Origin of the sequence: Gordonia westfalica, from assembly GCF_900105725.1 — a bacterium.
GTDB classification, from domain to species: domain Bacteria; phylum Actinomycetota; class Actinomycetes; order Mycobacteriales; family Mycobacteriaceae; genus Gordonia; species Gordonia westfalica.
Genome location: NZ_FNLM01000036.1, coordinates 319,037 through 331,435 on the forward strand (window position 1 = coordinate 319,037; position 12,399 = coordinate 331,435).

General features: G+C 66.6%; 12 protein-coding genes and 1 pseudogene. 4 read left to right on the plus strand and 9 right to left on the minus strand.

All coding sequences use genetic code 11. The annotated features are described in order from the left end of the window. Positions 1-128 precede the first annotated feature (128 nt). Positions 129-812 carry a GAF and ANTAR domain-containing protein gene (locus BLU62_RS27820; protein WP_074853647.1) on the plus strand — a complete coding sequence of 228 codons (684 nt, stop codon included), beginning with the start codon at positions 129-131 and terminating at the stop codon, positions 810-812. 64 nt (positions 813-876) lie between these two features. On the opposite strand, the gene BLU62_RS27825 is transcribed toward BLU62_RS27820, so the two are convergent. Further along, positions 877-1,281: an STAS domain-containing protein gene (locus tag BLU62_RS27825; protein WP_074853649.1), complete on the minus strand. Its 405-nt coding sequence runs from the start codon at positions 1,279-1,281 to the stop codon at positions 877-879. 410 nt (positions 1,282-1,691) lie between these two features. Here BLU62_RS27825 and BLU62_RS27830 point away from each other — a divergent pair, with 410 nt between their 5' ends. Next, positions 1,692-2,498, plus strand: coding sequence for an RNA polymerase sigma factor SigF (locus tag BLU62_RS27830; protein WP_074853651.1), 807 nt, complete (start codon positions 1,692-1,694; stop codon positions 2,496-2,498). Positions 2,499-2,596: 98 nt separating this feature from the next. On the opposite strand, the gene BLU62_RS27835 is transcribed toward BLU62_RS27830, so the two are convergent. After that, positions 2,597-3,775 carry a zinc-dependent alcohol dehydrogenase gene (locus BLU62_RS27835; protein ID WP_074853653.1) on the minus strand — a complete coding sequence of 393 codons (1,179 nt, stop codon included), beginning with the start codon at positions 3,773-3,775 and terminating at the stop codon, positions 2,597-2,599. A 3-nt stretch (positions 3,776-3,778) separates the two neighbouring features. After that, complete coding sequence (locus tag BLU62_RS27840; protein WP_074853654.1) at positions 3,779-4,213, minus strand: hypothetical protein; 435 nt, start codon at positions 4,211-4,213, stop codon at positions 3,779-3,781. A gap of 313 nt (positions 4,214-4,526) precedes the next feature. On the opposite strand from BLU62_RS27840, the gene BLU62_RS27845 reads away from it, so the two are divergent. Further along, a complete protein-coding gene (locus tag BLU62_RS27845) occupies positions 4,527-4,952 on the plus strand; it encodes an ATP-binding protein (protein ID WP_074853656.1) in 426 nt (141 codons plus the stop codon). Between the two features lie 8 nt (positions 4,953-4,960). Here BLU62_RS27845 and BLU62_RS27850 read toward each other — a convergent pair whose 3' ends face one another. From BLU62_RS27850 to BLU62_RS27870, 5 genes are all read right to left on the minus strand, one after another. After that, a complete protein-coding gene (locus BLU62_RS27850; protein ID WP_074853657.1) occupies positions 4,961-5,872 on the minus strand; it encodes a glycosyltransferase family 2 protein in 912 nt (303 codons plus the stop codon). Next, complete coding sequence (locus tag BLU62_RS27855) at positions 5,869-6,849, minus strand: hypothetical protein (RefSeq protein WP_074853659.1); 981 nt, start codon at positions 6,847-6,849, stop codon at positions 5,869-5,871. The genes BLU62_RS27850 and BLU62_RS27855 overlap by 4 nt, the downstream gene beginning before the upstream one ends. Then, positions 6,846-7,955: a glycosyltransferase family 4 protein gene (locus BLU62_RS27860; protein WP_074853660.1), complete on the minus strand. Its 1,110-nt coding sequence runs from the start codon at positions 7,953-7,955 to the stop codon at positions 6,846-6,848. Before BLU62_RS27860 ends, BLU62_RS27855 begins: the two co-directional genes overlap by 4 nt. Then, positions 7,948-9,063 carry a glycosyltransferase family protein gene (locus BLU62_RS27865; protein WP_074854289.1) on the minus strand — a complete coding sequence of 372 codons (1,116 nt, stop codon included), beginning with the start codon at positions 9,061-9,063 and terminating at the stop codon, positions 7,948-7,950. Before BLU62_RS27865 ends, BLU62_RS27860 begins: the two co-directional genes overlap by 8 nt. A gap of 230 nt (positions 9,064-9,293) precedes the next feature. Next, complete coding sequence (locus BLU62_RS27870; protein ID WP_074853662.1) at positions 9,294-9,941, minus strand: PAS and ANTAR domain-containing protein; 648 nt, start codon at positions 9,939-9,941, stop codon at positions 9,294-9,296. An 88-nt stretch (positions 9,942-10,029) separates the two neighbouring features. On the opposite strand from BLU62_RS27870, the pseudogene BLU62_RS27875 reads away from it, so the two are divergent. Beyond that, positions 10,030-10,574 (plus strand): annotated as a pseudogene (locus BLU62_RS27875) (SDR family oxidoreductase); the annotation flags it as partial. A gap of 18 nt (positions 10,575-10,592) precedes the next feature. Here BLU62_RS27875 and BLU62_RS27880 read toward each other — a convergent pair. Beyond that, entirely contained in the window at positions 10,593-12,371 is a 1,779-nt protein-coding gene (locus BLU62_RS27880; protein ID WP_074853664.1) for an ABC transporter substrate-binding protein, read from the minus strand. Between the last annotated feature and the right edge of the window lie 28 nt (positions 12,372-12,399).

Below are 12,399 nucleotides of genomic sequence, written 5' to 3' on the forward strand. Positions count from 1 at the left end.
TCGTTCAGAGACCCTGAAACCCCGTTCATGAGGTTTGCAGGCGCTACGTTGGGTACTCGGGTTCGTATCAGAAACGGCGGCCCGAACCGACACCGCGACGCGGTCGGCCGCCGGAGAGGAGTTCGATCGTGACCGAAGCGACCGACGACGTGCATCTCCGCATCGCTGAACTGGCACGCGAGTTGCACGGGGACGACGCAGACGACGAACAGGTGGCGAAGACGATCGTCGCGGGCGCGGTGACGGAGATCCCCGGGACCCAGTACGCCGGGCTGACCGTAGCGACCGACCGGAAATCCATCGAATCGTTCGGGGCGTCGCATGAGGTCGCCGAGATCCACGATCGAATCCAGGCCCGGGTCGGCGAGGGACCGTGCCTCTCTGCCGCGCTCCACGATCGTGTCGTGCGGGTCGACGACCTGGAGAACGACGAGCGGTGGCCGAAGTACCGGAGTCTGGCACTGGACGAGGTGCCGATCCGCTCGGTGCTGTCCTTCCAACTCTTCGCCAACCGCAACAAGATCGGTGCGCTCAATCTGTTCGCCGACGAGCCGAACGTCTTCGACATGCACGCCGAGGACGTCGGCGTCGTCTACGCCACCCACGCGGCTCTGGCATGGAACACCATCAAGAAGGATCAGCAGTTCCACAGCGCCCTGGCCAATCGCGACGTGATCGGACAGGCGAAGGGCATCCTGATGGAACGGTTCGACATCGACGCCCTCGCGGCGTTCGAACTCCTGAAGAAGCTGTCCCAGGAGTCGAACACCAAGCTGGCCGAGATCGCCCGACAGATCACCCTGAAGCGGTGACCTTGCCGGGGCGAGGTGTCGAGACCTACTCGGAGATCGCGAACTCTGTTGTGCTGGAACCGCTTTAGCCGTCGGTGAGGGCGCGGCCCGCCTCGTCGGTGGTTTCGAAGACGTGCAGGTTGTCGGACAGCCCGCCTGCCTCGAGTGGGCGACTGACAATGCGCCCGCCCACGAGGGCAACGGGTATCGAGCGCTTCCCGGTGTCCTCGACGAACGACCGGAGCAGCACGAGCCCGACGGTGCCGAAGAAGTTCACCGCCCGGAAGTCCAGGACCACGCCGTTGACGCGATCGAGGACGATGCGGTCGAGAGCGGCGGCGAAGTCGGCAGCCGTCTCGAGGTCGACGCTCCCGGAAAAGCCCTGAACGCAATACGATTTGGCAGAATCGAAGCGTCGGGTGGATGTTCTGGCCGTCGAGCCATCGGCGTCGAACGCCGAGCGGAAGACGATGGAAGTGGTGAGTGGCATGAGGTGCTCATCTCAGTTGCAGGTAGCGCAGGCGATCAGCCGATGATCGAACCCGGTTCGTGTCCGGCCGCTGCCGGCCGGACCCCAAGTTCACGATCGTCCGAAACGGAGATAAGCCGTGATATCTGCGAGCCGACGAGCCTTGGGTGCCCGTCGCTCAGAGTGGCGGCTCCAACCTGAACCGCTTTCCCTCACCCTACGGGTCCTTCGAGCGACGAACAAGGTGGCGCGGGGAATGTTCGCACGTCAAAAATCCCGCATCGTGAGACGCCGGAGGTGGACGTGCGACGAAGAACATGATTGTCTAGTACCGATGCGCGTCGAGTCGCGTGCGCACATCGCAATCCATGCTAGATAGGGCAGCTCTTCAGCCCATCGGTCGTCAAGATTGAACGTCTGGGTGGTGACTAATGGCGGCACAAGAACGCGCCGAGCACGATGATTACAGCGACGTCCTCCCTCTGCTGCGCGAGATTCGCGGTGAGCGCGACGAGGACTTACGTGCGAAAAGACGCGACAAGGTGATCGAGCGGTGTCTACCGCTTGCCGATCACGTCGCACGAAGGTTCTCCGACCGTGGAGAACCGGTTGATGATCTGCGCCAAGTCGCGCGGATCGGTCTCATGCATGCGGTCGACAGGTTCGACGTCGAGCGCGGCAACAATTTCCTCGCTTTCGCGGTTCCGACCGTGATGGGCGAGGTCAAGAGGTATTTCCGGGACAGCACGTGGTCGATCAGGGTGCCACGGCGTGCGCAGGAGGCCTCACTCAACATCGCGAAGGCCAGTGAGGAGCTGCTGCAGTCTCTCGGCAGGTCGCCGCGCCCGAGTGAGATCGCCGAACACCTCGGATTGCCTGTCGACGAGGTCATCGAAGGGATGGTCGCGCGCTCGGCGTACACCGCGAGTTCCATTGACGCCGAGGCGGGTTCGTCCACCGACGGCTGGACGCTGGCCGACACCCTGGGTGACGAGGACGAGCGACTCGACATGATCGAGGAGTTCGTGACCCTCCAGCCGGCGCTCGCGCGGCTCACCGAGCGGGAACGGACGATCCTCACTCTGAGGTTCTTCCGTTCGATGTCCCAGAGTGAGATCGCGCGGCAGGTCGGCATCTCCCAGATGCACGTGTCGAGGCTTCTCACCCGGATCCTCGAGACACTGCGCGAAGAGGTCGCCGACGACGAGTACGAGGAACCCCTGCTCAAGCACGCATGAACACCTCGGGCGCACGTCCGACCGGATCCTGAGGACCCATGCCGATCGCCGGCGTGGGTCCTCAGGTCCGTTCGGGGTCGCCCGACGGTGTGTCCCGGTCAGGGCTTGAGAATGACCTTGACCATGCCGTCGGCCTTGCGCTGGAACTTGTCGTAGGCGTCCGGCGCCTGATCGAGGGGCAGTTCGTGGGTGGCGAACGTGTCGACCCCGAGCGGGTCCTCGTCGGTCAGCAGCGGCAGGATGTCGTCGGCCCAGCGCTTCACATTGGCCTGCCCCATGTGCAGCCGGATCTGCTTGTCGAACATGGTCAGCATCGGCAGCGGGTCCGCCGCCCCGCCGTACACACCGGACAGCGAGATCGTCCCGCCGCGCTTGACGATGTCGATGGCCGAGTAGAGCGCGCCGAGTCGGTCGAGACCCGCCTCCGACATCGCCTTGCGCGCGATCGCGTCGGGTAGCAATCCGACGACGGTCTGCATCGCCTTGCTCAGCGGTGAACCATGCGCTTCCATGCCCACCGCGTCGATGACCGAGTCGGTACCGAGTCCGCCGGTGAGGTCGCGGATGGCATCACCCACATCATCGACCTCGTCCATGTTCACCGTCTCGATGCCGCGTGCCTTCGCGCGTGCGAGTCGTTCCGGGACTCGGTCGACGCCGATGACCCGTGCGCCCTGATGGGCGGCGATGCGAGCGGACATGTCGCCGATCGGGCCGAGTCCGAGCACGGTAACCGTTCCCCCGCTGGGTATCTCGGCGTACTCGACGGCCTGCCATGCGGTCGGGAGAACGTCCGACAGGTACACGTAGCGAGAATCCGGGTTCTCCAGCGGCACCTTGATGTGGGTGAATTGCGCCTGCGGCACACGGAGATACTCTGCCTGGCCACCGGGCACCGATCCGTACAGCTGCGAATAGCCGAACAATGCGGCACCCGTTCCCTGTTCGGTGACACGGGTCGTCTCACATTGCGTCATGAGGCCATCGTTGCAGAAAAGGCATGAGCCGCAGGAGATCTGGAAGGGGATGACGACACGGTCCCCCACCCTCAGGTCGCCGGTGTCGGAGCCGACCTCCTCGACGATGCCCATCGGCTCGTGGCCCAGGATGTCGCCGGCGTTCATGAACGGCCCGAGGACTTCGTAGAGATGGAGGTCGGAGCCGCAGATGTTGGTCGACGTGACCTTGATGATGGCGTCGGTGGGTTCGATGATCTCGGGGTCGGGGACCGTCTCCACCGACACGTGTCGTTTGCCCTGCCAGGTCACTGCGCGCATGTTTCAGGCCTTTCCCTGTTGTTGTTGGTCTTCCGAACGTTCGACACGGGCGCGCTCGTGCTTGCCGGCGTGATCGACGGGGAAGTCGTGATACCGCTCCTCGTAACGCTCGGCCTCTTCGGCCGTGGTCTCCGGCTGGATCGGGTCCTGAAAGGCGCGCTCGCCGTCGCGACCGGCGCGCCGCCGCAGGAGAACTCGGCTGCCGATGAGGAGCCCGACCGCCAGGATGCCGGCGATGACCGCGCCGATGGCCAGCCACACGGTCGCGTCCCGATCGCCGGCGCCGGCCGCGATGGCAGTTCCGCCGAGCACCAACATCAGCCCGAGACAAGAGAATCCGAGGAGACCGAGAGCCTTCAGCCCGCGGGACTTGCGCGCCGGCCGTCGGGCGATCGCCTCCCGCGAGGCGACCTCGCGTTCAGGTGTGAGATCTGGCATATCCGCCCCTTCGCCACTAGTGGGTGAACTCCGATTGGCTGTGCCCGTCGGGTACCGCAGTGGCGGCGCGCTGAAACGTCGACGGGTGTGGGACGGCGGTTGCCGCAGCTGAGCGCCGTGAAGGCTGCGGTGAGGGCATCGCCCGACGCGGCCGGGAGACCTACCGCTGGTGTTAATCTTGCGAAACGAGCTGCGGGGGGCACGGCGGGCGAGGCGTATCACTCGGACTCGGTTTGGACGACACCACAGCGGGGCACTCATGCAAAGACCGATGCAGATTCACCCAACTCGACGTGTGAAGAAGACTCAATTGATGACCGATTCAGACGCCACTTCCCAGCTGTCGATCAATGGCGGCATGCCTACGGTCCTGCGGATTCCGGCCGCGACCGATCGTCTGGCGGTGGTGCGTGCCCTGGTCGAAACCGCGTTGTACATCGACGACTGGTCGCTCGACGACGTGATCGACGCCAAGGTCGCCGTCGACGAGATCTGCTCTCAGATCATCGCCGCGGCCGCGGAGGGTTCGTCGTTGGAGATCACGCTGCACCTCTCGTCGAACGGGGTGGTCGGGGAGATCCGCGGTGAACTCGTGCAGGGGGTTGCTCTGAACGAGTCCACCTTCGGCTGGCGAATCGTCCGGACCGTCACCGACTCCCACACGGTCGAATACGCGGAGCCTGCGCTCGGTGAGGCCACGCGCGGAGTGTCCATCTGCTTTTCCAAGTTCCGTAGGTGACCCGGCGATCAGCTGGGGAGCAGGTGTCCGGTCCTCGGGACCCAGTCGTCGGTGGCCACGTCATAGCGGATGAGTCCTTGCTTCGCGAAGGCGTTGAGCCACCCCTCCATCGGCCACGAGTCCCATCGCCGGTGAAAGACACGTGCGTTGCGGAGAATGTCCTCGAGGTGTTCGACGGGCGGGTCCGACACCGGGTGATGCTGGTGATACGCATCGGCGCCACCGACCCATGCGATGCGAAAGCCGCTGTCAGCAGCGCACATCGCGAAATCGGTGTCCTCTCCGCCGTAGCCCCGGTACCCGGTGTGGAACCCACCGAGGTCGAGCCAGTCGGCGGTGCGGACCGCGAAGGACAGCGACCAGAACAATGCCAGCTCCGACGAGAGCCGGGTCTGGCACGGCCCCGGCGCCGGACGCGCCGGATGGGGGTCGACGAAACGGTGCAGCTCGCGCGGATCGAAGGCTTTCTGATCATGCTTCAGGTAGGTCACCGGCCCGCAGTACAGCAGTCGCATATCGGCTGTCGCGGAGCACGATCGGAGGTAACGCTGCACCATGACCGGGCCGGGGATGCAGTCGACGTCCAGAAACACCAGGAACGTGGCCCCGTCGTCGACCGCGGCCCGCGCACCCGCGTTGCGCGCCTGGGCGAGCGGCAGTGCGCCGGGTTCTTCGCCGGTGACGTGGAGGACCCGGATCGGGTGTCCGGGCGGAATCGAGTCGGCGACGACCGCGTCGATCCGCGGGTCGTCCATGGCGACGACGATGTGCACGTCGGGCCGCACGGTCGAGTGTGCGAACGCCTGCAACTGTCGGCGTAGGTGACGGTGGCGACCCGAGACGATGGTGATCACCGCGACCGTCTCGCTCGCGCCATCGTTCTCGTCTGGACGATCGGTGGGCGGTGGAAACGGGGTCATTGCCGTGCCACCGCTTCGATCGCGCGGGCGGCGCGTCCGGCCGCTCCGGCGGTCTGCCATCGGTTCCACGCGGGCGTGGAATCGCCGAGCGAGTCCACGATGGACCGCCAGCGGTCGACATCGGGCCACCTCGAGGCGACGAGCGCGAGCTCGGAGCGCGCAAGCGTGGCCGCAGTTGCCCGCTGCTCGGCGAACGGACGGTCCTCCGGCATCACGACCGTGGGACGGCCGGCGGCGGCGGCGTCCGCGACACTTCCCTGACCTGCTCCGATCACGGTCAGCCGGGCGCTGCAGAGGAATGGCCACGGGTCGTCGACCCAGGTTCCGAACGACGGACCGAGGCCCACCACCTTCAGGTCGGGGAGCGCGTCGGCGAGCCCGGTCGCCGGGTGCGGTGCCCGCCGGTCGCCGCCGGCCCCGGTGAGCACGAGGACGTCGGCGGCAAACGTCGGGTGGGAGACCTGCGGCCGCCCGTCGAAGCGGGAGATTCCACCGGTGAAGACCGTCTTGTGCAGATGCTCGACGAGCCAGTCGGGCCGGTACAGGTCGTCGGGCCAGGGAGCGATGACGGCGTCGGCGGCGCGGTAGGCGAGCTGATGTGGCAGATCGTCGCGCGTACCCGGCATCGCCATCACGACGACCGGCACACCGAGCAACCGGAGAAAGAGCGTGACCTCCACCGACACGTCGACGACCATCGCGGCCGGACGCCTGGTCGCCACGAAGTCGGCCAGCTGGGCCATCCGGTTGCGGAGCCCCTCGTCGTGCCGGGGTGCCCAGTGCAGCAGACCTCCGGCGTCGACGTCGGAGGGGGCGGGATCGGCGTCGTCCCGGTCCAGGGTGACGACCTCGCTGAAGGCGGGGTCGGTCAGTTCCGCACTGGTGAGCGCGACGACGTCGGTCCGCAGCTGTGCGCCGATGGCGGCGGCACGGGCACAGTGCCCGCGGCCCTGATGGTGGACGTAGTAACCGATCATGCCGACAACGCCTGTGCAGACGAGCGAACACACCGGCGATTCCGATCGGCGACCAGCTCGGCGTAGATGTCGGTGTACCGATCGATCATCGCGATGTCCGAACAAGCGGTCTCGGCTCGGCGGCGTACCTCGCGCCGATCGAACGAGAATGCTCTCTCGGCGGCCTCCGCGAGCGCATCGACATCGCCGCCTGCGACGAGCACGCCCGCAGTGTCGCCGACGATCTCCGGGATGCCACCCCGCGCGAAGCCCGCCACCGGGGTCCCGCAGGCAAGGGATTCGGCGACCACGAGTCCGTACGGCTCATCCCACACCGGCGTCACGAGCGCCGCGCCGCACGATCCCAGCAGCCGGGCGAGTTGGTGCTGGTGGAGATGACCCTCGTAACGGACACGATCGCCGAGGAACGGCGCGACGCGGTCCCGGAAGTAGGTCTCGTCGCTGACCGGTCCGGCGAGCCGTAGCCGGCGCCCGGCGATCCGGGCGGCTTCGATCGCGAGGTGGGCGCCCTTCTCCGGCACGAAGCGTCCGAACCAGACCAGGTCGTCGCCGCCGTCACCCAGCGGCCAGCGGTTCAGCTCGACGCCGTTGTGCACCACCGGTATCGGACCGAGGACGTGAGACCATGCGCGTGCGGTGTGCCGGCTGACCGCGACACACCTGGTCTCGGGTGCCAGCGCCAGCGCGGATTCGAGCCACGGTGTGGGCGGAGTGTGCAGCGTGGTGACCATCGGGGTGTCGACGGCGGGTCCCATCGCGACCGGCAGGTGATGCAGGCTGTGGTTGTGGATCACGTCGAAGTCGTCCGGGTTCCGGCTGAACGAGAGCATCAACGACAGGTAGGCGTGATGGTCGCGCAGCACCTCGGGCGGTGGCATCGAGACATCGGAACGTGCTGCGTCCGACGGCTCGAACAGCTCTCCGCGCAGACGATCAGACTCGACCGGTAGGTCGCTCCCGGCCCCGGCGAACAGCGTGACGTCGTGCCCCGCAAGGGTCAGCGACCGGGTCAGGTGCCAGACGTGGGCCTCGAGGCCGCCGGCGAACGGCTGCGCTATCGGGTGGCGGCTGGATGCGACGATCGCGATCCGTAGAGGCTCAAGCATCCAGCACCCGGGTGTAGAGACCCGCATGCGCTTCGGCGATCGACAGTCGCTGGACCCGTCGGTCCCGCCACATCGCCGCGGCCGGGCGAGCGGAATATGCCTGTGCGAGTGCGGCAACCAGGGAATCCGGATCGAAACGGTCCTCGGTGAAGTCGTAGGTGAAGCACTCCTGCTGCTCGTGGTAGAAGCCGCAACTGGGTGCGATCACCGAGGTCCCGAGGTCGTGGCACGCCTCCAGCCAGCCCGAGTGTGTGCCGAACCGGTAGGGCAGTACCGAGACCGAGAGGCCGCGCAGGTAGTCCCACAGCTGATCGTCGGTGAAGTAGTCGTGCACTCGCACGCGGGCGTACGGGTGGCGCGACAAGGCGAGGGCAGTGGTGCCGAAGTCGGGGTTGTACCAGTGGTTCCCGGGCACGAAGACCTCATCGTGGAGGTTGATCTGGATCGTCATGTCCGGGTAGTCGGATGCGGCTTCGAGCAACGTCATGATGACGGGCAGCGGGTCCATGTTGGCGCGGACGCTCTTCGCGTGCACGCCGACGACGAACTCGTCGGCAGGTGTCTCACGTGGGGCGAACCGGCCGGGCGGCACCACGTGCGGATGCGGCAACACGGTGGCAGACCGGTCCCAGCGTTGCGAGATCTGTTCGGCTGCACCCGGAGTGAGTGTGACGACCTCGTCGGCCGCCGGGACCAGGAGGTCGAGGACCTCCTCGTGCGCGCCGGGCTCCGGGTGGTGTGGATTGCGGAGATCGTGCAGCGTGTACACGAGCGGCTTGCCGTGGCGGTCCAGTTCACCGAGGACATCGGCCATCACCGACGGCTCGACCGCGTCGAAGCCGAAATGGAGGTGGAAGACGTCGAACTCGTTGTGGTGCTCGGCGATCCAGCGCGGATCGAGCATCAGCGGTGGCCACCATCCGCCGGGCACCTTGGCCCCGTCCGCCGGCACCGGGTCGGGCAGGCGGGTCACCGACACGGCCCCGGTGTCGAGGACGCTGACCGATCCGTTCACCGGCGACAGGTGCCGGACGTAGACATGTGACTGCGGGACGGACGCGACCCGGATACTTGTGGTGCCCACCCGGGTGGCCCGCGAGGTGTCCATCTTCTCGAGAGTTGCCGCGCCGCCGAGTTGCCCGATAAACCGACCGTCCACTGTTCCATCCGTTCACTTCGAGACATGAACGGCTGTTGACTCAACCGGGTCCGCATGAAGGCGGCGACACCGCCGCTGAATTGCCGAGAGTCGGCACTTCGCTTGCAGATACCCCGGTCCGGTGGCCATGAAACCCAGTGGTTGTGACTCCCGACGGGCTATGGCCGTCGGGAGCGGACTCAGTTCTCGTTCTGGTGGGCGTTCAGAAGCAGATGGTCGAAGGCCTGGCGAACCGGGTCCGGAAGCACCACGTACTTGTGGACACCGGAGACGATGTTCTTGGCCAGCTCGTTGACCTTGACGTTGGCCGTCTGCGACCGCCAGCGCATCACTTCGAATGCACGCTCGGGACTGACCCCGTAGGCCATCGAGATCATCCCCTTGGCCTGTTCGATGACGCCCTGGTGTTCGCGGAACCGCGCGACATGCTCGTCGACCTGGTATTTGACGGTTTGTTCGTCGTAGCCGGTCAGGTCCAGATAGAAGCCCTCGGCGCCGATCGGGTTGCCGGTCTCGTCGATGAGCTGCTGGGAGACCACCGCGACGTGATGCACCTGACCGGACGTGTCGATGATGCGGTGACGACTGGAGAACGGCGTGCGTCGGCTCAGCATCGTCGCAACCATCTCGTCGAAGGCGTGTCGGTCGTCGGGGTGCTTGTGACCGGCCAGCAGCTCGGTGGTCGGGGTGACCTCGCCCGGTTGGTATCCGTGCATCTCGGCGACCTCGTCCGACCACTCCCATTCCTCGGTGTCGAAGAGAAATCGAAAGCTGCCGACGTGACGGATACGAGAATCGTCGAGTGGCAGATCGTTGGTCTTTGGCACGGCTACCCCACGCTTAGAAAGGCACGCAAAAACGACAAAGTGCCAACGGTCTCGGGCGAGATAAGAGCTTACCCGGGATCGATCGGCGTGCGCGGAGGTGGTCGAACGGACCGTCGCCGAACTGGGCGGACTGAACATCCTCGTGAACAACGTCGCCTACCAGGAGGTGGTCGACGACTTCATGGAGGTGGACCCTGAACAGTGGTACCGGACGTTCGACGTGAACATCCACAGCTTCTTCCACACGACCCGCGCAGCGGTGCCGCATCTGACCGGCGGTGGCGCCATCATCAACACTTCGTCGATCAACGGGTTGCGTGGCAACGACAGCCTCATCGACTACTCGGCGACCAAGGGTGCGGTCCTGGCGTTGACGTACTCGCTCGCGCAGTCGCTGATGGAGAGGAGGATCCGCGTCAACTGCGTCGCGCCCGGACCCGTGTGGACCCCGCTGATCCCGGCGACGATGCCGGCCGAGGCCGTGAAGGACTTCGGGACGCAGGCCCGATGGGCCGTGCCGCCCAGCCCGATGAGATCGCGCCGTCGTACGTGTTCTTCGCGGCCGAGCAACTGTCGTCGTACTACACCGGTGAGGTGCTCGCTCCGATCGGTGGCGAAACGCTCCCGGGGTGAATGGTTCGCGTCCCGACACTATCGAGCGGGGGCCGTGAGCCAATCGGGCCGACGGAATCGGCTGGTGGTGTAAGGGACGGGGGCGATGATCTCCTGCCGGCCGTCCTGGATCTGATAGACCAGGTGGGCGAGCGCCACCGACGGGTCGTCTCCCGGCCCGCGGAAGCCGGCCGCGACGCCGGTCTCGGGATGGAACGAGTACGCGCCGTTCACCCCGCGGTAGGTGGTCGATCGCATGCGGCGGACAACGTCGTCGAAGTCCCGGAAGTCGTTGCTGCGCGCCCACGCCTGCGCGACCACGTGCGCCCGGTCGTATGCGAGGCCCGCGTGGGATCGCCCGGGCGCAGAGCCGAACCTCCTGGCAAACCGCTGGGCGAAACCGAGACCGATGGCGTCCGAATAGGTCCCGGTGGTCGTCGCCCACACGACGCCGTCGGCGGCGGCACCGAGCCGCTCGCGGAAGGCCGGCACCGATGGCGCGTAGATGGAGTAGACGATGCTCGGCGCGCGGGCGTCCCGAACGGCACGCACGACGTCGATGTGGTGGTCGACGAAATATGAGCCGATCATGACGGCGGCCGGTTCCCGGGCTATTGCCGCTTGTGCGGCGGCGGTCCACCCGTTCTCGTCCGCGACGTCGATCGTCACCAGCTCCCACCCCTCGGCGTCGGCCAGGGCCTGTGCGTGAGCGGTACCGAAATCGATGAGCTGCCAGGAGGTTTGTTGGATGCACACAAGGGTCCGTGATGTCGTGGGCAGTAGTCCACGGCGATGCAGGTCTCCGGCGAAGCCGACGAAGCGGGGTGCGTAGTGGACATCGCTGGGGCACAACTGCAGCACCCGCGAGTATCGGCCGCGGTCGTTTCGCACCCGTTCCTCCATCGCCCCGGATGTCGCGGCGTGGAGGTAGGGGATACCGGTGGCGGCGGCGGTGTCGTGCGCGACATCCTGGTGCGCGACGTAGGCCGACGTCAGGACGTCGACCTCGCGGTCGGCCAGTTGTTCGATCGCCGCGCGGGTCGACGCCGCGTCGGCGATGTCGATGTCGGTCACCTCGATATCGACAGGACGCCCGTGGACCCCGCCGGTCGCATTGATCTCCTCGATGGCGAGCTGGAGTCCGCGGCGCATCTCCGCCGCATCGCTCGCACCGGGGCCGGAAGCGGGTACCGCGGCCCCGATTCGCCATGGCCGCAGACGTACTCGCGGCGTTCCCGGGAGGCGGGCCGGACCGTGGTCGATGCCTCCGAGGACGCGCCCGATCCTGGTGCTGCACAGCTCATCCCGTCGCGAGACCGGAATCGGTACCAACATTATGCCCTCATCGACCGCGCGCACCGCGGCGGCTGTGCGTGACGCACAGTCCAGCTTTCGGAGCAGGTTGTCGACGTGGGTGGTGATCGTCCGAGGTGAGATGTCGAGCCATCGGGCGATCTCGGCGTTGCTCGCACCGGTGGTGACGAGGGTCAGGACTTCGAGTTCTCGTCGTGAAAGATCGTGTGGCAGCGTCTCCAGCGGTTCGCCGGAGATGAATGCGACCGTCGTCGCCGCCTCACTGCGGACGTCGATCCGCACGGAGCAGACCGGCTGATCAACTTCCCCGCGCCACAGGAAGTCCGCATGGGGAAGGTGTTCGCGAACGGCGGCGGCGGCAATGGCGCGCAAGCGATCGGGCACGCTTCGCCACGACCCGGCCTCGGCGACGCCCGGGTTGCCGCGAGCGTCGACCCGCACGCAGAACGGGGCGCCGTCCCATCGGTGCGCGGGAGCGCTCCGCGCGCCGGGGGTCGTCGCCATCTCGTGTCCTGTCGTAACTGTCGTGTCC